This is a genomic window from Acinetobacter sp. ANC_7634, assembly GCF_056779875.1.
The window spans coordinates 18,384-39,722 of record NZ_JBWYIT010000001.1 but is presented as its reverse complement, the minus strand read 5'-3'; the positions used below and the strand labels follow the sequence as shown (position 1 = coordinate 39,722).

The window sequence follows — 21,339 nt, the reverse complement described above, 5'->3', positions numbered from 1 at the left end:
CGTAGGTTTTTTAATTCAAAAAGCTTATTAAATTTTATTTATAAGAGGATTTTCTCGATGATGCGGATTGGTTTGTTTTTGCTGACCAACCTCGCGGTACTGGTGGTAGCTGGCATAATCTTGTCACTCTTCGGTGTCGGTAGTTACCATGGCGCGGGTGGCTTGAATCTTGGCAATTTACTTGTGATCTGTTTTGTCTTTGGTATGGTGGGTTCTTTAATCTCCCTATTCATGTCAAAGTGGATTGCAAAGAAAACCACAGGTACAGAGTTAATTGATCCCAATGCTCCACGCAACCAAGCGGAAGCATGGTTACTCAATGAAGTGGCACAACTTTCTCAACGTGCTGGTATTAAAATGCCAGAAGTTGGTATTTTCCCATCTTATCAATCAAATGCTTTCGCAACTGGTTGGAACAAAAACGATGCTTTAGTCGCTGTTTCAACAGGCTTATTGGAACGCATGAATAAAGATGAATTACGTGCAGTGTTGGCGCATGAAATTGGTCACGTTGCTAATGGTGACATGGTCACCCTTGCTTTAGTCCAAGGTGTAGTCAACGCGTTTGTGATGTTCTTCGCGCGTATCGTCGGCGACTTTGTAGATCGCAACGTATTTGGTCGTGAAGAAGGTGAAGCACCGGGCTGGAGCTATTTCCTCATTACAATCGTGTTAGATATCGTATTCGGTATTCTTGCTTCGGCAATTGTCATGTGGTTCTCTCGCTATCGTGAATATCGTGCTGATGAGGCTGGCGCGCGTTTAGCGGGTAAACAAGCGATGATCAGTGCATTACTTCGCTTACAAGCAGAAACTGAAATGCCAGATCAAATGCCTAAAGAAATGAAAGCTTTCTCAATTTCATCAGGTCGTGAAGAAGGATTCAGCCTTGCTGCACTATTCCAAACACACCCAACAATTGAGCAACGTGTAGCAGCATTACAACAACTTGATTGTCCTTAATCTGCTTCTAAAAAAAGCCTCCATAGGGAGGCTTTTTTAATGGACTCAATCTATAAGACTTTAAATAGATTGAAACCATTGCCATAAGAACGTGACGCCAAACCATAAGGCAACACCAAAAATAATTAAAAACAGAAGACCCAGTAAATCAGGAATATGAATCCAAATCCATGCCACGACAGGATTTCGCCAGAAGGCAGAGTTCTGCTGTTTACGCTCTAAGTTTTCATGTAAAAATGGGTGTACCACATGATGGTCTGAATGTATCTGATACTCTTCACGGATATGATCATGAACCACATCTAAAGCCTTGCGACTCGGTCGAATAAACACATCAAAAAGTGTACCTGCAACAGGGATTAAACCTACTACACCATCCATCACAGCAAGTTTAAGCACGCCATTCAATTTAGATTGGGGCACACCGATTTTTCGAGCTTGTAATACTGCATAACACGTAAGTACAAATCCAGCTACGTCACCCGCCACAGGAATCGTGCTCAATGCTGCATCAGCCCCTACCCCTTGTTTAGTGAATGGAATTCTTACGACGGAATCCATCATGTTTGCGAACTTGGCAAGATCGCGTTCCATTTTGATGACTTCAGCTTGGGTTAATTTATTTTTATTTGTCATTTAAGCAACATCCTGCAAAGATACTCCATCAGTCATAGCCTTAGAATAAGAGTTGTGAAGCAATAAATAAATAGACCAATACACCAGTTGCATCACATATTGAAGTGACCAAGGGCGCAGATGCGCTTGCAGGATCGAGTCCTAACTTATTGAGTACAAATGGTAAACTCATCCCGATCAGACAGCCCATCATGACAATACCCATCATACTGATCGCAAGCACTAAAGCGACCATCATATCTCCACGGATATAGCCAAGAATACAAACAGCTGCAGCCATCGTTGCACCCAAACATAGAGCAACCATCGCTTCACGACCAAGCAACACAAACCAATCCTTGGCTTTTACATCGCCAGTTGCGATTGCTCGAACCATCAAGGTTGCAGATTGGGAGCCTGCGTTACCACCACTCCCAACCAATAGCGGTAAAAAGAAAACCAAAACAATATGCGCAGCAATGATGTCTTCATAATGGGCGATCCCAATACTCGAAAGTAGGCTGCCAAAGACCAGAAACACTAGCCAAAAAACACGTTGTCTAAATAACAATAATATTGGTGCTGAACGAATACTGATATTTTCTTTAAGCTCTACCGCCCCACTTTTCAAAAAGTCCTCGGTAAATTCTTCTTGGAATACATCCATAGCATCATCATAAGTGACGATACCGAGTAGATGGTCATCATGATCTAAAATGGGTAAGGCGATAAAATCATAGTGGCTTAATTTTTTTGCCACTGATTCCTGATCCTCATCTACCCGTCCGTAAATGACGTCAGTGGTCATTACTTCTTGGACTGTTTTATCCAAAGGTGCTTGCACAATTTCTCTAAGAGAAATTACACCCTCAAGTTTCTGAAATTGATTGGTAATATAGATCAGATATAAGGTTTCAGTATCTTTGGCGGAATGGCGCAAAATCTCTAAAGCTTGTTGCATTGAGATGTCTGATGGCAAAGTGACATAATCAGATGTCATGATCGCACCAGCTGTTTCCTCAGCATACAGTGCCAAAGATTGAACTTGCTGCTTCGTTTCTCGATCTAAATTCGCAAAAATAAATGTTTTAATTTGATCCGGTAAAGCTTTGTACAAATCTGTTCGAGCGTCTGAATGCATTGAACCAATTAACTGGACTGTACTTTTGCCGTCCATTTTTTTAACCAACTGTACTTGATGATTGAGTGGCAAAAACTCAAATACATATGCCGCGTTTTCTAAATGGTGGATAAGTTGTATTTGTTGATCGATTTCTAATTGCTGTAAAAACAAAGCCAAATCTGCAGGATTAATCGTATCCGCAATATGATCAATCTGAGCGACATCAGAATTGATCAATGCTTGTTGTAATGCTTCAATTTTATGATCTTGTTTAATTTGATCCATAATCGCTTCATTTATTATCGTTTAGAATTACGCAAGGCATGCTAACACTGATTGAACATGTTAGTGCGTATTGGTCTTGTCAAAAACTAATATTTAAAAATGGATTAGATCAACCGCAGTACAATATTCGCTGTACTGCGGATACCATATTAAGTTTCAGATGCTGATTTTGATTTATATTTGAAAATATTCCGAACGATAACAAACATAAAGGGAATAAAGACAAGAACTAAAATTGTGCCGAAAATTACCCCCCCAAGGACACTGACACCAATTTCTTGACGACTGGCAGCACCTGCACCTGATGCAAATACCAAAGGTATAACCCCTGCACCAAAAGCAAGTGAAGTCATTAAAATTGGACGTAAGCGTAAACTTGCACCTTGTAAAGCAGCAGCAATCGCGTTAGCTCCACGCTCCTGAGCCATTGCCGCAAATTCAACAATTAAGATGGCATTTTTACATGACAACCCAATCGTCGTAAGTAACGCAATTTGGAAGTAGATATCGTTTGGAAATCCGACCAACCAACTAAAAATAATATTACCGCCAATACCCAATGGAATAGCAGCAATCACAACAGAAGGTATCGACCAACTTTCATATAAGGCAGCTAAACATAGAAAGATAAAGCCAACAGAGATGAGATAAAGCCAAATGGCTTGTGTACTCGATTGTTGCTCTTGAAACGATAATCCACTCCACGCTAGCCCAACCCCGTCCAATTGATCAACCATAGACTTGATATCACGCATTGCAGCACCACTGCTCACATTTTTTGCAGTGTCTGCTTCCATTTGTAGCGCGGAATAACCTTGGAAACGAGTCACCACATCAGGGCCTCCATCCCAATCCACAGTGGCAAAATTAGCAAATGAAATCATTTGATTTTGATTATTTCGTACAGACCATAAATTGAGATCTTCAGGCTTTGAACGATACTCGGCATCCCCCTGCATCATGACGCGTTTAATACGTCCGCGATCAATAAAGTCGTTCACATAAGAACCACCCCAAGCTGCAGCCAAAGTGCTATTAATCGCAGATTGTGAAAGACCATTCGCCATCACTAATTTTTGATTGATATTCACTTTCAATTTGGCTTTATCTGGATTAGAGCGTTTGCCCAAATTTTCAAAAGTCGTGAAGTTGATTGCCTGTCGTTCTAGCGCTTGAAATTGATCTTCTAAATACTGTCGTCCTTGTCCATTTAAATCTTGCAGCCAAAACTCGATGCCGTTTGTATCGCCAAGACCACTTACAGAACCTGGCAAACTCACCATAATCCGAGCGCGACTGTCTTTTCTAAAGAACTCCATCGCTCGTTCACGAATGGCTTGTGCAGAGTTTGTCTCACCTGGACGATCATCCCAATGATGTAATGCTACAAATCCTGTTCCTAAATTTTGACCCGTTCCTGAAAAATTTCGTCCATAACGAATTTGAACCAACCTAACATTCTGTTTTTCTTGTTCAAGAAAATACTCTCGAATACTTTCACCAACAAGCTGACTTTCTGTCATAGGTGCGCCTTCAGGTAAACTGAATTGGACACTGATAAAACCTTGATCTTCACTTGGAATAAAGCTGGTTGGAAGCGACTTATAAAACAAAGCAAAAATCACAATTAACCCAGCAAAACTGGTTAAAACGATCCATTTTAGTGACAGGCTTTTTTCAACCCACTTTAGATAATGCAATCGTAATGATTCCATTTTTGTATTAAACCATGTCGCCCATTTTGCTTCTTTTTGTTTGGGTTTAAGAATAATCGCACACAATGCTGGTGTGAGAATTAACGCGACCAACAATGACAGTGACATGGCTGCAATCAAGGTAATTGAAAACTGACGGTATATAACTCCTGTCGATCCTGTAAAAAAAGCCATCGGAATAAATACTGCAGTTAGCACCACTGTAATTCCAATTAAAGCCCCCGTCATCTCTTGCATAGATAAGATAGACGCTTGCTTTGCAGATAGCCCCTTTTCATGCATCAAACGTTCGACATTTTCGACCACCACAATTGCATCATCTACAAGTAATCCAATCGCAAGAACTAATGCAAAAAGTGTCAATGTATTGATGGTCATTCCGAGCGCAAATAAGACGGCGAAAGTGCCCAAAATAACAATTGGAACCGTGACCGTTGGAATAAGTGTTGCGCGCCAGCTTTGTAAAAAGATAAACATGACCAACACGACCAAGATAATGGCTTCAACTAAGGTCTTTACAACTTCTTTAATGGACTCTTGAACAAACGGCGTGTTATCTCGTGGGTAGACAATTTGATAGCCTTCAGGAAGTTTTTTCTTAATGTCCTCAAGTACTTCTTTAATTTTAGCTGAGGTTGCAAGAGCATTTGCACCAGATGACATTGAAACAGCCAAGCCTGCTGAAGGTGATCCATTAATGGTATTAAAAGCTTGATAATTTTCAGCACCTAACTCAATGCGTGCTACATCTTTTAAATAAATAAAACTTCCATCAGGGGTCGCTTTGACAATGATATTTTTAAATTCATCGACTGTTCTTAGTCGTGATCCAGCGGTAACTTTTGCATTAAGATACTGGTCTGCTACTGTCGGTAAATCTCCGATTCCACCTGCAGCAACTTGTGTATTTTGTGCTTCAATTGCGGCACGAATATCACTAGGCATCAACTGATATTGTTTCAATAAGTTCGGATCTAGCCAAATACGCATGGCATATTGAGAACCAAAGACATCAACCTCACCAACACCTTCTACACGCGCAATTTCTGGTTCAATGTGATCAGCCAAATAATCTGACAACGCAATATTATTACTTTGGTTCGTAGTGTCATATAACCCCACCACCATAAAGGTGTCACCTAAGGATTTATAGACATTGACCCCTTGACGCTGCACGTCTTCAGGCAAACGATTGATCACCCCATTAATGCTATTTTGAACTTGGACTTGTGCTGTGTCTGGATCAGTTCCGTTTTCAAAACTTAAACTAATTCGACTATTCCCAGATGCATTACTGGTAGAGCTAAAATAAAGTAAGTTATCAATTCCTTTAATTTGTTGTTCTATGACCTGTGTGACACTTTCCTCAACTGTTTCGGCATCAGCTCCTGTGTAAGTTGCTGATACAGTAATTCTTGGCGGAGCAATATCAGGATAGCGTTCTACCGGTAAGCTCATCACCGCAAATATACCAATTGCCATGACAATAATCGCAAGTACGCCAGCAAAAATAGGTCGTTCAATAAAGAACTTAGATAACATAGTCGTTAAGCCGTCAAAAGAATTCTAGAAAGTGTTTTCATTAAAATATATAAAAATTTAATTGATATTCAGTGACTATGAATAAAAAAACAAGAACTAATAACAGAAACGATCAACATTGATTGAATTAAGAAGAAAATATGAAGCCCTCACCTATGAACCGCTTATCTGATCCTTCAAAAAAAATTTGCGCAATTTCTCAAAAGTAAAAAACTTCTAAAATTACGCAGCATTAATGCCATCACCCCCTCCCAATTTGAGGATAGTCATATTCAATTTTTTAAAACTATATTCGAGGTACAAAAATACGAATGATTTGGGGGAAATGATGAAAAAAGCTCTTCTAACACTGGCGCTCAGTACCTGTTTAGCAGCTTGTGGTGGTTCGGATAAATCCGCAAAAAATGATGATCAGATTAAAATAGGAATACTGACTGACAGCCCAGTAGCAGGTGCGACGTATATCGTGAATGGCAATAATGACAATGCGAAGAAAACCAATGCAAATGGGGAATTTGAATATCAAGATGGAGATGTCATTACATTTAAAATTGGTGATATCGAAATTGGTACTGTACAAGGCTTAGCTCGTGTGACACCAAATGAACTCGTGGATGAAGATTTAAATGCAGATGAACGTAACAACAGAATTATCAATCTACTGATTTTTTTACAATCACTGGATATCGATGAGGATAAAGAGACCATACAAATCCCTGATGATGTTTCAACTCTCTCGCCTTCAGCGATTGATTTCAGCGATACGACGAGTGATTTTAGAGAGCGACTTCAAGCTCAAATTATCAATATTCCTGAAATTGCCTCCAATACAGTAGTCAGTGAAGAGCAAGCTAAAGAACATTTTAGCAGCTCACTGCTCAAAGACATTCAAGGCGTATGGTATGCAAAAAACAATGAGTCTGAAATTGTGTTATTTATTGGAGAGAATGGCGAATATATGCTTGGTGAACCAATCCCAAGTGAGCCCAATAATTCTTCAAATGGCATGGAATACGCCAAGATTAATCTAGATGCTTTGAGTGGTAGCTTTTATACTTCTTCCATAGATAGTACTACGCCTGTCATTGACACAAATGAAGATTGGGGACTTCTCGATGATGGGGAATCACGTTCATTAAGGCTATCTTTTAATGGTTCTAAACTCAAAATTTTTGATGATAATAATCTTGATGAAAGTGCAGAATTTACGCGAGTTCCTCGAAATAATAGTGGAATTGTAGGCGCATGGCAGTCCTCAAGTGGTAAACAAATTTTCGTATTTAATTCTAATAACACTTTCATTATGGTAGATGCTATTGGCGATGATCAACCAGATCCATATGACGGACCTTGTGGTGGCCCTGGTATTGAGTATGGTCGTTATCAATTACGCGACAACAAGCTCTTTGTTACCACGCCCCTCAGCATTGATACAAATGGTTGTGCTGGATTATCCAATACAGACGCGCATTTAGGCTTACCATTACAAATTTCTACTCAAAGTTTAAGCTTTACCGTGGCAGATGAAGGCACATTTACACTGACCAGAATGAATTAATTTTATCCCCCTTCAACATCTTCGTTAAAGGGGGATTATTCAATATGCTGAAAAGCATCAATAAATTCGATCAAAATCCGCATCATTTCAGCTTGTGAGGAGCATCCTAACTTCTGATAAATCGTTTTCAGATATGTCCGCAGTGAACTCAGCGTAATCCCACATTTCAAAGCAATATTTTCAAGATGCTGATCGTCCATAAAATGCTGACAAATTTCAATTTCTCGAGCTGTCAGTTGGAATGTTGACTTCAGTAATATTTTAGACAAGCGTTTTCGATCCTGCATTTTTGATAAGAATAATGCAACTTGATTATTGTCTAAGATCATTGAATCTGACAGCACCTTAAGTGGTGAGACTGTGATTAAGTAAGCTGATTGATGTCGATCGCTATATAACTGCATTGCACCCCCAACTTCTTCTTGATCATGCCTCTCTAATGAATAACGCTCATTCTTTTTGAATGTGCTCTGCACCAATTTTTTTAATTGAGTATTATAAGGCTCGATTATTTTTAATCTGTTATGCAAATCTATTTCAATCATACTCGTATCATTCAAACAATCCTTCGCATACTGATTCACAAATCTCACTTCTAGGTTAGATTGAACGATGAGCACACCCACATTCAACTTATCTAAAATTTCGGTGTAATTACTTCTATCATTTTGAAGAAACTTAATTTGTCGATGAATTTGAATCGCTCTTCTAAAGTGTTTTGCGAGTCTTTCTAAACTTTGTAATTCAGCAGCCTCATAAGCAACTGCATCTGAGGGTCGATGTACCGCAAGCACGCCCCATTTATATTTTCCATACTCTAGCAATACCCCACTGAGATAACAGATGTTTGAAGGAACTAAACAATATTCATAAAAGTTCTTCAAATCCTCATTATCTGTTTCAGCATATGATCGACAATCAATTTGATAGGCATGCTCTAATCCATAGTTATTCATTAACTCACCATGAATACGCATGTCTAGGGCATCTAAGTTATACGTTTGATAATTTTGAATTCCATCAATCGGGATATTAATGGTGTAAATAAAATTTTGTTCGGGCCGAAGCTGATCAAAGTAAGTAAAGATCGCCGTTGAACTCTGTGTAAATTCCACGACCTGTTTTAAAACATTTTCCCAGTGATGTGGCTTTAAGGCAGCCTCATAAATTTCTTCTATGATTTGATTTTCTTGAACAGTTAACATCATCACCCCCAATCATGGTGTTAATGTTCCTTTAGATTAGCGCTCTACAAGGATTTTATTCAATATTTACAATAGTATTCAAATATTTATCAGACAGATGACAAAAAAATCCCCGCTTAAAGCGGGGATTTTTTAGGCTGTGGGATGAATTACATCATACCGCCCATACCACCCATACCGCCCATGTCAGGCATAGCTGGTTTATCTTCTGGGATCTCTGTAATCATGCACTCAGTTGTTAACATTAAGCCCGCAACAGACGCAGCATGCTCAAGTGCAGAACGAGTAACTTTCGCTGGATCAAGAATACCCATCTCTAGCATATCGCCGTATTCACCAGTCGCAGCGTTATAACCAAAGTTGCCTTCGCCATTTTTAACTGCATTAATCACTACAGATGGTTCGTCACCTGCGTTAGATACGATTTGACGAAGTGGCGCTTCAATCGCACGACGAAGGATGTTGATACCTACGTTTTGATCATCGTTAATACCCGTTACACCGTCAAGTGCTTTAGCTGCACGTACTAATGCAACACCACCACCCGCAACAACACCTTCTTCAACAGCAGCACGAGTTGCATGAAGAGCATCGTCTACACGATCTTTCTTCTCTTTCATTTCAACTTCAGTTGCAGCACCGATTTTGATCACTGCTACACCGCCTGCTAATTTAGCAACACGCTCTTGAAGTTTTTCTTTGTCGTATTCTGAAGTTGATTCTTCGATTTGCGCACGAATTTGTTGAACACGCTCAGCAATTTGATTCGCATCGCCTGCACCATCAACAATCACTGTGTTTTCTTTAGATACAGTTACTTTGTGTGCAGTACCTAAATGTTCAAGTGTTGTTTGATCTAACTGCATACCGATTTCTTCAGAAATCACAGTACCACCAGTTAAGATCGCGATATCTTGAAGCATTGCTTTACGACGATCACCGAAGCCTGGTGCTTTAACAGCACATACTTTGATGATGCCACGCATGTTGTTTACAACAAGCGTTGCAAGTGCTTCACCTTCAACATCTTCAGCGATGATTAGAAGTGGTTTACCTGTTTTCGCAACTGCCTCAAGAACTGTAATCAACTCACGGATGTTGCTTACTTTCTTATCAACAAGAAGGATAAATGGGTTTTCCAATTCAGCAGTTAATGTATCTTGTTTGTTTGCGAAGTATGGAGAAATATAACCACGGTCAAACTGCATACCCTCTACAACATCTAGAGAATCTTCAAAGCCTGAACCTTCTTCAACAGTGATTACACCTTCTTTACCCACTTTTTCCATCGCTTGAGCGATCAGTGAACCAACAGTCGTATCAGAGTTCGCAGAAATCGAACCAACTTGTTCAATCGCTTTAGAATCAGATGCTGGTTTAGCAGTTGCTTTAATATCTGCAACAACAGCTTTAACTGCAATATCAATACCGCGCTTCAAGTCCATTGGGTTCATACCCGCAGTTACTGACTTGATCCCTTCGTTCAAAATTGCTTGAGCTAAAACAGTTGCCGTTGTAGTACCGTCACCTGCGATGTCATTTGTTTTAGAAGAAACTTCACGAACAAGTTGAGCACCCATGTTTTCAAACTTGTCTTTTAATGTGATTTCTTTCGCTACAGAAACACCATCTTTAGTGATGTGTGGCGCACCGAATGAACGATCGATAACTACGTTACGGCCTTTAGGACCAAGTGTAACCTTAACCGCATCTGCAAGGATATTCACACCTGCGATCATTTTTGTGCGAGCTGAATCACCAAATTTAACGTCTTTAGCTGACATATTTGACTCCGAATATTATTAAAATTACTAAATCTGATTGATTAAATGAGTAGTATTAAAAAGAATCAATTAGCCTTCTAAAACAGCTAAAATATCTGACTCTTTCATGATTAATAGTTCTTCGCCATCTACTTTCACAGTTGTTCCTGCATAAGTACCAAACAATACCTTGTCACCTACTTTTACATCTAAAGCGCGAACGCCATTGTCAGTGATCTGACCATTACCAACTGCAATAATTTCACCTTGAGCAGGCTTTTCTGCAGCAGAACCTGGCAATAAAATGCCGCCAGCTGTTTTTGTTTCTTCTTCAACACGACGAATTACTACACGGTCATGTAATGGACGAATGTTGCTCATAAAAATACTCCATCAGACTAAGTCTTTTGATTAATAGTCGTGATCTTAATTTCCTTAGATCACCACCAAAATTATTTGATGTCACTTTTGTGGGGATGGAAAAAATTGCTTCAAGGGGAAAATGAAAAAAAATTTAATTTTTTGTATTTTTTTTAGGCATTTCGATAATTTAGCCTTCATTCCGATTTGCAACTAAATAAAATTTCTTGAATCTCGAATCAAAGCGATATTCACGCACCTTCAGTTTTTCATCAATTAGATTAAAACTATTAGAAAAGTCATGATGTAAACGATGTGACGTAGCGGTACCTGCATGAATATCCAATATTGGATGTTGAGCATTAAGTTGGAAAATCTTATTCAGATCATAAACAGCAGATACATGTAAATGACCATGTAGAATTGCATTCAACCCTGAGCTTGCCCATGTCTTTAGGGCTTTTTCAGTATTTTTAGGACGATCTTTAGACATATTTATACCGTGATCACCACTATAGAAAGGTTGATGCGTAAGCAGAATTTTTAATTTATCTTGAGGAGCCAATTTCATTTTTTGATCAACATCCTGAATTTGAAACTCAGTAATACGACCTTTGGTATGGTACTTAGGGTGAATTGTATTGATTCCTATAATATAAAAATGCTCAGTTTCTAAGGTCTGTTCCATTTCACCAAAAAACAACTTATACCGATGAAACGGACTTAAAAATCTGCGCCATAAATGAAACAAAGGAATATCGTGATTACCCGGAATCACAATATAAGGAACATTAAGTTCTTCTAGAAATTTTTTGCAGTGATAAAACTGTGAAAATCTTGCCCTTTGAGTGAGATCACCACTGACCACAACAGCTTCGATCAAATGTTCTGCAACAAAGTGAGTAATTGCATCTAAGCAATCTTGTTGCTCAGTCCCAAAATGCAAATCAGACAAATGTAAAATCATTGTGGCACCATTAAGGTCAGTGCATTTCTTTCAACATGAATATCTAATGGTGAATCCAGTTGAATAATTTCTCCATCGATTGCTACAGTCATCTTTTTTTGATGAGAACGTATGCGCACATGATCCGCACTAAAACTATATACGTCTGCTGCCTGATCTAATTTTCCACGAACGAGTTGGATGAGTGTTTTAAAAATACTCAGCTTATCCGTGCGAGCAAGTACAACTCCCGCAACCCGACCCTCTTCTGCCGTTTTAGCGATATTGAGGTTCATTTCTTTTAATTGAAGTTGGTTATTACCTAAAAATAATAAAGGGGTTTTAACTGCATAATTTACACCATCCACCTCAATTTCTAACTTTAATTCTTTACGATCACGAATCAACACGTCTAAGCCAGAAGTATAGGCATGTAATGGTAGACGCCCTAGTTTTTGGTTATATAACTCTCTTTTTTTAATAAACAATGGATAAAGACCCAAACTCGCGTTATTTAGATAAATGGCATCATTAATTTTTGCCACATGTACCGCTTTAGGCTTACCTTCAACCACCAGTTTTGCAGCTTCGAGAATATCTAAAGGAATATTCAAAACCCGTGCAACATAATTGAACGTCCCTAAAGGTAAAATTGTCAAAGGGATGGTTTGATGTAATAAATAATTAGCCACAGAATTTAACGTTCCATCCCCGCCAGCAACCACAATCACCCCCTGATTATCGTGATTTAAATGTCGAAGATGAACTTTTTCAATGAGTGCTTGAACACTCATTTCTGATGCAATATCAAAAACTTGTATTTCAAAACCTAGATCTGTCCAGTAATGCATGAGTTGCTCATAAATTTGATCATTATTGGTGGCATGGAATCCAGATTTTTCATTAAAAATCATAGACAAAGGCTTAAGCATTGAATTCATTTTATGGCTTTAAAAATTGAATTACTTTAAAATTTCGTCTATTTACTACTCAATTAAAAGCCAATTTATGTAATTTTTAAATGATGTTCATTTAATTTTTCGATGATGAGAATTGATCTCATAATTTAATTAAGTTTTTATTTTAAATGAATATTTTAACCAAAAATACCAAACATAAAATTTAAAAATGAAAAAGAAATTACTCATTTTTTAAAAAAATATCAAATAATTACATAAACTTAACACCAAACAAGTCTTAAGCACTATTTAAGCCTTTGGTCTTATTTTTTTTAAGAAAATATGCTTTAATACAGCCACTTTTTTTCATACTGAATCTAGAGTCTGCAAACCAGCATCTAGATATTATTTGTACACCACATTGTACACTTTTGATATAGGCCTCACCATGACCCAAGTGAACGCACCAGAATTCGTTCGTCACCCTAAGCTTATTGCTTGGGTGGAAGAGATTGCTAAACTAACAAAGCCAGCAAAAATTGAATGGTGTGACGGTAGCGCAGAAGAATATCAACGTTATATCGACTTGATGATCGCTAACGGCACAATGCAAGCGCTTAACCAAGAAAAGCACCCTGGTTCATATCTTGCAAACTCTGATCCTTCTGACGTTGCTCGTGTTGAAGACCGTACTTTTATCTGCTCTGAAAACAAAGAAGATGCTGGCGCAACTAACAACTGGGAAGCTCCAGCGGTTATGCGTGAAAAATTAAACGGTTTATTTGACGGTTCTATGAAAGGTCGTACTTTGTACGTTGTACCTTTCTCTATGGGACCTTTAGGTTCTCATATTGCTCACATTGGTATCGAACTTACTGACTCTCCTTATGTTGCAGTCAGCATGTCTAAAATGGCTCGCATGGGTAAAGCTGTTTATGACGTTCTAGGCACTGATGGCGAATTTGTTCCATGTGTACACACTGTAGGTGCACCATTGGAAGAAGGTCAAAAAGACGTGGCTTGGCCTTGCAACAAAGAAAAATACATCGTTCATTATCCAGAAACTCGTGAAATTTGGTCATTTGGTTCTGGTTATGGTGGTAACGCATTGCTTGGTAAAAAATGCTTAGCATTACGTATCGCATCATTCATGGGTCGTCAGCAAGGCTGGTTAGCTGAACACATGCTTATCCTTGGTGTGACAAATCCACAAGGTGAAAAACACTACATCGCAGCTGCATTCCCATCTGCTTGTGGTAAAACAAACTTTGCAATGTTAATTCCACCAGCAGGTTATGAAGGTTGGAAGATTGAAACAGTAGGTGACGATATTGCTTGGATCAAACCAGGTGAAGATGGTCGCTTATATGCAATCAACCCTGAAGCAGGTTTCTTCGGCGTAGCTCCTGGTACAAATACGAAGACCAACCCGAACTGTATGGCTACGCTTCATAAAGACGTGATCTATACAAACGTTGCTGTGACTGACAACGGTGAAGTTTGGTGGGAAGGTCTTTCTAAAGAAGCACCTGCCAACCTAACGAACTGGAAAGGTCAACCACACACTGGTGAAGAAAAAGCGGCTCATCCAAATGCGCGTTTCACAGTTTCAGCTGGTCAATGCCCTTCTATTGATGCTGACTGGGAAAATCCAGCAGGTGTTCCAATCTCTGCGTTCATCTTTGGTGGTCGCCGTGCGGATACAGTACCTCTAATTTCAGAAGCATTTGACTGGGTTGACGGTGTTTATAAAGCTGCAACGATGGGCTCTGAAACAACTGCTGCTGCTGTTGGTCAACAAGGTATCGTTCGTCGCGATCCATTTGCGATGCTTCCATTTGCTGGCTACAACATGGCTGACTACTTCACGCATTGGTTAGAAATGGGTGAGAAAGTTGGCGAGAAAGCTGCTGCTGCTGGTAACAAGCTTCCTGGTATTTACAACGTGAACTGGTTCCGTCGTGATGCTGAAGGCAACTTTGTATGGCCTGGTTTCGGTCAAAACATGCGTGTTCTTGAGTGGATTATCGATCGCTGTGAAGGTCGTGCTGACGCTATTGAAACTCCAATTGGTCGTGTTCCAACATACGAACAGTTGAACTGGACTGGTTCTGACTTTACGAAAGAACAATTTGACCTTGTAACTTCTCAAGACAAAGATCAATGGATCAAAGAACTTGAAAGCCACACTGAATTATTCAACAAACTTGGTGATCGTTTACCAGAAGCGTTGAAAAAACGTCAAGCTGAGCTTTTAGAAGCGGTTAAATCTGCTTAAGTATGATGAGAAAAAAGGTCACTTCGGTGACCTTTTTTTACTTCAAACAAACTGAATAAAGTGTATTTAGTAACGTTTATTAGTACCAATAATTTGTCACACTTATGGCATACTGATTTAAACAGCTTATTAGGATCAAATAATGAAAAAAATAGAAATGATTGGCTCTTGTTTAATCGTACTTATGCTTACAGCCTGTCAATCTGTTCCGAGACAGCACAATGGAGCTACAGGATATCAAATTGAAAATAAATCAGAGAATTCTGCCACTATTTCGTATACCCTCTCTGCACGTGCCAACCAAAATATTGATGAACACAAATTACAACGTACTTGCCAACAAGTTCTAGGGCACACTCAACAATACAAAACCACCATTTTGAGTGTAAATGAAATTGCTAATCCCAATTATAAAACACAAGAAACTCAACAGGTTCAAATTGGTCAATCACGAACATCATTCGGACTCTCAAACACTCAAAGCCTATACAGCAATGAAGACTACAATACACGTCTTTCTTTAGAAACTAAGCCTAGCCTCTTACAAGTCGTTCGCTTTAACTGCACACTCTAAACTTAGGACACTCAATGTACTTCATTGAGTGTCTTATAAAAACTGACATTTCTAAATTCAGGTGATTCATCCAAGTCTGGCCATGTCGTTGCACTGCGTTCATCAAGCTTTTCATACTTCGGATGACTAAAGTTTTTTACACGACTATCCGCCACCCACACTTCAGGTGCAAATTTTAAAAACTCATCCAAGAAGAAACGATTGCACTGGTCATACAACACATCAGCCGCCAACAAGATATCAACCTGCTCAGCTTTATATAAGTCATACAAATATTCAAGCTCAACATCATTCAATTCAGCATTGGCACGACACGCATCCAAACTAACTTGGTCGATATCACAGCAAATGACACGCTTTGCCCCTGCCATTTTCGCTGCAATCGCGACTACGCCTGAACCTGCGCCAAAGTCTAAAACCACTTTGTCTTTCACATGATGCGGTTCAGCCAATAACCATTGTGCCATTGCTAAACCTGATGCCCAACAGAAAATCCAATATGGCGTATCATTCCATATACGACGAATAACTTCATCATCTAGCTTATCGGTTGGAAAAACAGGTGGAATGAGCCAAAGTGAAATTGGTGTATCAGGCAATTGCTGTGCATGAAGTTCACAACCTGGAATCACATCATGTAAGGCTTTGAGTAAATGTTCAGGCACTTTAGGAAATTGGAAAGTACAGCTCATTGGATTTTATTTTTAAATATACAAAATTTGAGTTTCAAATACGAAACCTAAATTAATAAAGAGAATTCCCTCTCCTTTTAAAGGAGAGGGTTAGCGAGAGGATTTATCTAACTCAATACCCTCAACCCCAACCCTCTCCCTGAGCCGTATACGGCGCAAGAGAGGGAGATAATATTAACCTAAAGCTTTTTCAGCTGCTTCAACTGTTTGACGAATCAACGTTGTGATTGTCATTGGACCTACACCACCCGGTACTGGTGTGTAAGCTGAAGCAATTTCTTCAATACCAACAAGTTGAATATCGCCCACACCACCGCCATCACGTGGATGGAAACCAGCATCAACAACTACTGCACCAGGTTTAATCCAATCTTTTTGAATCAATTCAGCTTTACCCACTGCACCCACAATGATATCCGCTTGCTTCACAAAGCTAGCAAGGTCTTGTGTACGAGAGTGACAAATCGTTACAGTAGCATTCGCCTCGAGAAGCATAGCTGCCATTGGTTTACCCAAAATTGCAGATCGACCTACAACAACCGCATGCTTACCTGCGATTTCAATGTTGTTTTCTTTCAGAATCGTCATAATACCTGCAGGTGTCGCAGAACCGTAAGCCGCTTCACCCATTGCCATACGACCATAACCAAGGCAAGTAACACCATCCACATCTTTTTCAAGTGAGATCGCATCAAAACACGCTCGCTCATCAATTTGCGCAGGTACTGGATGTTGTAAAAGAATACCGTGAACATCAGGATTTGCATTGAGTTTTTCAATTTCAGCAAGCAATTGTTCTGTCGTAGTTTCTTTTGGTAGTTCAACTTTAAGTGAATCCATACCAACACGGCGGCATGCATTACCCTTCATACGCACATAAGTTGCAGATGCACCATCGTCACCTACTAAAATCGTCGCAAGAATTGGAGTACGTCCTGATTTTGCTTTTAACGCTTCTACGCGAGTTAACAAATCAGCCTCAATTTGTTTTGCCAATGCACGACCATCTAAAACTAATGCCACGGCACATCTCCCAAGTGTTGATATGAATCAATTTCGCACATTCTACATGAATATTTTAAATAATTTCCGTTATATGCTGTTTTTCTGCACATACGAATAAAAGCACTATTGTTTTTTTTTCAGAGCTTGTTAATATACGCATCAACAAGACATGGCGGGGTGGCAGAGTGGTCATGCAGCGGACTGCAACTCCGTGTACGCCGGTTCGATTCCGACCTCCGCCTCCATCTTGTTAAGCCCGAGTGGTGAAATCGGTAGACACAGGGGATTTAAAATCCCCCGCCCTCAAAGCGTGCCAGTTCGAGTCTGGCCTCGGGCACCATTCTTCTAATAGAGAATAATGGTGTAAATAAAGAACCCAGCGTAAGCTGGTTTTTTTATGTCTGCATTTTCTTTAAACTCATCTGCTATAATCACTCATCTTCAGAATTTCATATTCAAATGAATCAAAATCAGCAAGTTGCTCAATATCTTCAAGAACTAAAACAACAATACCCTCAAGCGTTTAAAAAAAACTTCTTGCTCTATAGTCAGTTAAAGACCAAAGGGATTCTAGATGAGCGTAAAGAACTGATCCCGCTTGCACTTGCATTAATGATTTTCCTCCCTTGCTCATATTTGTTAACCCTTTTGCTTAAACAACACAATGTTTTTTTAGAAGGCTTTCAATCTGGCGGGAGTGCTGTGTTGTGTATCATGTTATTTTTTATGCTGATTACGCCAATCATCCTCAAACAGATCAAGCATAGTAGCATCTCAACTTACCAGCAACTTAAAAATACCCCATTCAAACTGACCATCCTCATTCTTTTACAAAGTTTAAATATCGCTTTTATGGAAAGTTGGTTCTTACAGGGAATTTTGTTTTATTTCTCTATGAATTTTGGTTTCGTTAAATTTTATAAAGAGAATTTATTCCGAGAAAATACTTCTAAAGAAAACTATTACTACATTCAAGAAATTCGTAGAGCGGCTTTCTGGAGTTATAAACAAAATTTTAAGCTTTACTTAAAACTAATCTTTTCATCAAAAAACTCAAAGCAGTATCAATTACTGATTGAACAAAAACAAAAAAATGCGCAACTTTATGTTCATTTGATGAACTATGAAAACAAATTGTGTATGCGCTACAAGCATACCGATATTGAAAAATATATCGATAGCATCATGTAGCGCTACGATCAACTTGCTTGCTGCATTACTTTAATTATATTCAAATTGGTATCATATGTGGTCGAGTGCAATCTGAGTTGATCAACTTGATACTCCTGTGAATGAATATCTGTTAAAAACAACCAATCTGCACTCAATTGCGTAGAATCAAAGCTCAATTTTAAATAGCCTCGTTGATTCAAATTACAAAAGCTTAATTCATCAATCAATTGGATAAACACTTGTTCAAATTGTTGCATTAAGTTCTCAGGTAAATTGAGATATTTCTCCATACCTGGTGAAGAAACTGAACTTGTTGCTAATTCAATCCCCACCTTCTCACCATTTTGTTGATGTAATGCAGACTCCCACGCATTATGGGTATCTCCAGCCAACACAACAACTTTCTTCTGATATTGCTCATACAAAGCATAAACACGCTCACGCTCAGCATAATAACCATCCCAAGCGTCTAAATTATAAGGAATCACGGTTAGGATTCTTGATAATTCAGCGTCAGTTAAGCTCGGGTCACTATTTTTATAACGCAACTTAATCGCAACCAACTCCATGAGACGTTTTTGAGCTTCTATTAAAAAGTTGCCATCTACCATTCCACTTTTGGCGACATTTAATATTTGTAATACCTCAGCAGGTACCAACATTTTCGCCATCAATACTTGCTGACCCAATACATTCCATATTGCACGAGAACTCTGAAGACTATTCGCCAACCAATTTAACTGATCTATCCCTATTAGCTGTCGCTGCTCATTCATTAATGCCGCTCTAAATTGCTCAACATTTAGATTTTCACCATCCATAAATGAAGCAAAAGCCAGTTGCTCATCTCGTGCCAACATACGTGTATCTAGCATATTAAGTTGAACTAAATCACCAAAATTAAACTGACGATAAATATGAAGAATATCGTTATTGCTTTTTTCGCGGATTGGCATCCACTCAAAATAAGCGGTTAGGGCTGCTGTTCTTCGTGCTACGAAATCTCCCTCTAAATCAGGTTGATGATTCTGCGCACCAGCTCGCCATGCATCATTTGTCAGCTCATGATCATCCCAAATCAGAATAAATGGATGACGTTGATGAACCGCTTGTAAATCAGGATCTGTTCGATATTTTGCATAACGTTTTCGATAATCTTCCAGACGGTAAATCTCGTTTTGATTATCCACATCGAGTGTTCTACCAAGCTTTTCGGCTTGTTCAGTTGCATATCCATCTTTGCCATATTCGTAAATATAGTCGCCCAGATGCAGCACAGCATCCACGTCCTGCTTCGCAATTTCACGGTACACATAAAAATAACCAGCAGGATAATTTGAGCATGAGCATACGGCAAAGTTAACCGCATTGGACTTGGTTGCTAAGGTCTTCGTACGACCAATTGGAGAATGTATCTGCCCATATTTAAATCGGTAATAATAGCGAGTATCGGCACTCAAATTAAGTACATCGACTTTCAAGCAAAAGTCTTTAGCAGCAGAAGTCTTGATTTTCCCCATCTGAACAATATTTGAAAAATTCTCATCAAGTGCAATTTCCCAATCTAACTCATATGTTGCCGTCACATCTGTAGGTGTTATGCGCGACCAAAGAATTATTCGATCCTGTAATGGATCTCCGCTCGCCACTCCATGCAAAAATTCAACTTTATGCTCATTGCTGGTTTGACCATCGCCATTACATGCTGTAATCGAAACAGGCAGTGAAATCGCACCAAATCCAGCCAATGAGTTTTTAATTAATGCGCGTCTTGAGATTTTATTTTTCATTTTATTTATGAATTGGCGAGTTATTTTAACTTCGAACTTAAACCATATTTATGAAGTTAAAATTGCAATCAGATGACAATTTAATGTCCAAATATCTTAGACCATCGCCCCCAAAGTTATAATTTTTAACCTAATCAATGCAAGTTGATTGAAAAGAAAGCAAATAATACGATTTTCTCTTGCCAAGCTTAAAAGTGTCCTCTATTATTGCGCACATGCCCGAGTGGTGAAATCGGTAGACACAGGGGATTTAAAATCCCCCGCCCTCAAAGCGTGCCAGTTCGAGTCTGGCCTCGGGCACCATTCTTCTAATAGAGAATAATGGTGTAAATAAAGAACCCAGCGTAAGCTGGTTTTTTTATGCCTAGTGTTTAGTCACAACAATAACAACACAAAAAAAATAGAGAGCGATTTACCACTCTCTATTTGAAACAAGTTCTTCCATTTCGATATCTAAGAATCCCTCTTCCTGAACGACCATCATCATTGCCTCAGCTATATAGTCTGCTGCTGCATCATCAAGAGAAGAGTCAAGATCTTCGAACTGAGGTTTCATCTCATTAATTTCCGCCACAATATCATTGGCGATTTGATAAATCTCAGCATCGGAATTCACCTTAGATACCTTCTTTGAGAATTTTTCAATGAGTTGCTGAATTTCAGCCACGAGAATATCAGGATAATATTCATCGTCGAACATCGGGAGAAGTACATCATTCAACATATTAAAGCTCAAGTAATAGCATTAACAAAAACCGAGCTTATATAACACAAGCTAGACATTAAACCAACAATAAAAATGAGGAGTAAATCTCACTTTGAGTCAAAGTACAACTAAGCCAATATTTTCATT

Annotated in this window: 17 protein-coding genes and 3 tRNA genes; 8 read left to right on the top strand and 12 right to left on the bottom strand. The window is 39.0% G+C overall.

Annotated elements, in window-relative coordinates:
• Positions 1–57: 57 nt before the first annotated feature.
• Positions 58–963, top strand: coding sequence for a protease HtpX (gene htpX, locus AC1M9A_RS00175; RefSeq protein WP_035266954.1), 906 nt, complete (start codon positions 58–60; stop codon positions 961–963).
• Positions 964–1,023: 60 nt separating this feature from the next.
• On the opposite strand, the gene AC1M9A_RS00170 is transcribed toward htpX, so the two are convergent.
• From AC1M9A_RS00170 to AC1M9A_RS00160, 3 genes are all read right to left on the bottom strand, one after another.
• Positions 1,024–1,599, bottom strand: a complete 576-nt coding sequence (locus AC1M9A_RS00170; protein WP_035266953.1) for a DUF4112 domain-containing protein — start codon at positions 1,597–1,599, stop codon at positions 1,024–1,026.
• Positions 1,600–1,639: 40 nt separating this feature from the next.
• Entirely contained in the window at positions 1,640–2,977 is a 1,338-nt protein-coding gene (mgtE, locus tag AC1M9A_RS00165) for a magnesium transporter (protein ID WP_481609670.1), read from the bottom strand.
• A gap of 158 nt (positions 2,978–3,135) precedes the next feature.
• On the bottom strand, positions 3,136–6,243 hold the full coding sequence (locus AC1M9A_RS00160) for a multidrug efflux RND transporter permease subunit (protein WP_481609365.1): 3,108 nt from the start codon (positions 6,241–6,243) through the stop codon (positions 3,136–3,138).
• A gap of 328 nt (positions 6,244–6,571) precedes the next feature.
• Between AC1M9A_RS00160 and AC1M9A_RS00155 the strand changes: the two genes are divergently transcribed.
• Positions 6,572–7,801 (top strand): hypothetical protein, encoded by a 1,230-nt coding sequence (locus AC1M9A_RS00155; protein ID WP_481609364.1) that lies wholly within the window; start codon positions 6,572–6,574, stop codon positions 7,799–7,801.
• 35 nt (positions 7,802–7,836) lie between these two features.
• Here the strand turns inward: AC1M9A_RS00155 and AC1M9A_RS00150 are convergent, their stop codons facing one another.
• From AC1M9A_RS00150 to AC1M9A_RS00130, 5 genes are all read right to left on the bottom strand, one after another.
• On the bottom strand, positions 7,837–9,006 hold the full coding sequence (locus AC1M9A_RS00150) for a LuxR C-terminal-related transcriptional regulator (RefSeq protein WP_481609363.1): 1,170 nt from the start codon (positions 9,004–9,006) through the stop codon (positions 7,837–7,839).
• A gap of 149 nt (positions 9,007–9,155) precedes the next feature.
• Positions 9,156–10,790, bottom strand: coding sequence for a chaperonin GroEL (gene groL / locus AC1M9A_RS00145; RefSeq protein ID WP_035266940.1), 1,635 nt, complete (start codon positions 10,788–10,790; stop codon positions 9,156–9,158).
• Between the two features lie 69 nt (positions 10,791–10,859).
• Positions 10,860–11,150: a co-chaperone GroES gene (locus tag AC1M9A_RS00140; RefSeq protein WP_004810787.1), complete on the bottom strand. Its 291-nt coding sequence runs from the start codon at positions 11,148–11,150 to the stop codon at positions 10,860–10,862.
• Between the two features lie 169 nt (positions 11,151–11,319).
• Positions 11,320–12,096: a metallophosphoesterase family protein gene (locus AC1M9A_RS00135; protein WP_481595646.1), complete on the bottom strand. Its 777-nt coding sequence runs from the start codon at positions 12,094–12,096 to the stop codon at positions 11,320–11,322.
• The gene (locus AC1M9A_RS00130) at positions 12,093–13,016 is read right to left on the bottom strand and encodes a diacylglycerol/lipid kinase family protein (RefSeq protein WP_481609362.1); all 924 of its coding nucleotides are present in this window, start codon (positions 13,014–13,016) and stop codon (positions 12,093–12,095) included. The genes AC1M9A_RS00135 and AC1M9A_RS00130 overlap by 4 nt, the downstream gene beginning before the upstream one ends.
• Before the next feature lie 406 nt (positions 13,017–13,422).
• Here AC1M9A_RS00130 and AC1M9A_RS00125 point away from each other — a divergent pair, with 406 nt between their 5' ends.
• Both AC1M9A_RS00125 and AC1M9A_RS00120 read left to right on the top strand, forming a co-directional pair.
• Complete coding sequence (locus AC1M9A_RS00125; protein WP_481609361.1) at positions 13,423–15,252, top strand: phosphoenolpyruvate carboxykinase (GTP); 1,830 nt, start codon at positions 13,423–13,425, stop codon at positions 15,250–15,252.
• A 142-nt stretch (positions 15,253–15,394) separates the two neighbouring features.
• Positions 15,395–15,826, top strand: a complete 432-nt coding sequence (locus tag AC1M9A_RS00120) for a hypothetical protein (RefSeq protein ID WP_481609360.1) — start codon at positions 15,395–15,397, stop codon at positions 15,824–15,826.
• 11 nt (positions 15,827–15,837) lie between these two features.
• Here the strand turns inward: AC1M9A_RS00120 and AC1M9A_RS00115 are convergent, their stop codons facing one another.
• Positions 15,838–16,518 carry a class I SAM-dependent methyltransferase gene (locus AC1M9A_RS00115; protein ID WP_481609359.1) on the bottom strand — a complete coding sequence of 227 codons (681 nt, stop codon included), beginning with the start codon at positions 16,516–16,518 and terminating at the stop codon, positions 15,838–15,840.
• Positions 16,519–16,692: 174 nt separating this feature from the next.
• Positions 16,693–17,541 (bottom strand): bifunctional methylenetetrahydrofolate dehydrogenase/methenyltetrahydrofolate cyclohydrolase FolD, encoded by an 849-nt coding sequence (gene folD, locus AC1M9A_RS00110; RefSeq protein WP_108619642.1) that lies wholly within the window; start codon positions 17,539–17,541, stop codon positions 16,693–16,695.
• Between the two features lie 153 nt (positions 17,542–17,694).
• Between folD and AC1M9A_RS00105 the strand changes: the two genes are divergently transcribed.
• The 3 genes from AC1M9A_RS00105 to AC1M9A_RS00095 all read left to right on the top strand — a co-directional run bounded on the left by AC1M9A_RS00105 (position 17,695) and on the right by AC1M9A_RS00095 (position 18,714).
• Positions 17,695–17,768: transfer RNA gene (locus AC1M9A_RS00105), tRNA-Cys, on the top strand.
• 9 nt (positions 17,769–17,777) lie between these two features.
• A tRNA-Leu gene (locus AC1M9A_RS00100) sits at positions 17,778–17,863 on the top strand.
• A 119-nt stretch (positions 17,864–17,982) separates the two neighbouring features.
• Positions 17,983–18,714 carry a hypothetical protein gene (locus AC1M9A_RS00095; RefSeq protein WP_481609358.1) on the top strand — a complete coding sequence of 244 codons (732 nt, stop codon included), beginning with the start codon at positions 17,983–17,985 and terminating at the stop codon, positions 18,712–18,714.
• A gap of 8 nt (positions 18,715–18,722) precedes the next feature.
• Here AC1M9A_RS00095 and AC1M9A_RS00090 read toward each other — a convergent pair whose 3' ends face one another.
• A complete protein-coding gene (locus AC1M9A_RS00090) occupies positions 18,723–20,486 on the bottom strand; it encodes an alkaline phosphatase D family protein (protein WP_481609357.1) in 1,764 nt (587 codons plus the stop codon).
• Between the two features lie 217 nt (positions 20,487–20,703).
• Between AC1M9A_RS00090 and AC1M9A_RS00085 the strand changes: the two genes are divergently transcribed.
• A tRNA-Leu gene (locus AC1M9A_RS00085) sits at positions 20,704–20,789 on the top strand.
• Between the two features lie 109 nt (positions 20,790–20,898).
• Here AC1M9A_RS00085 and AC1M9A_RS00080 read toward each other — a convergent pair.
• A complete protein-coding gene (locus AC1M9A_RS00080; RefSeq protein WP_035266912.1) occupies positions 20,899–21,210 on the bottom strand; it encodes a DUF5713 family protein in 312 nt (103 codons plus the stop codon).
• Positions 21,211–21,339 lie beyond the last annotated feature (129 nt).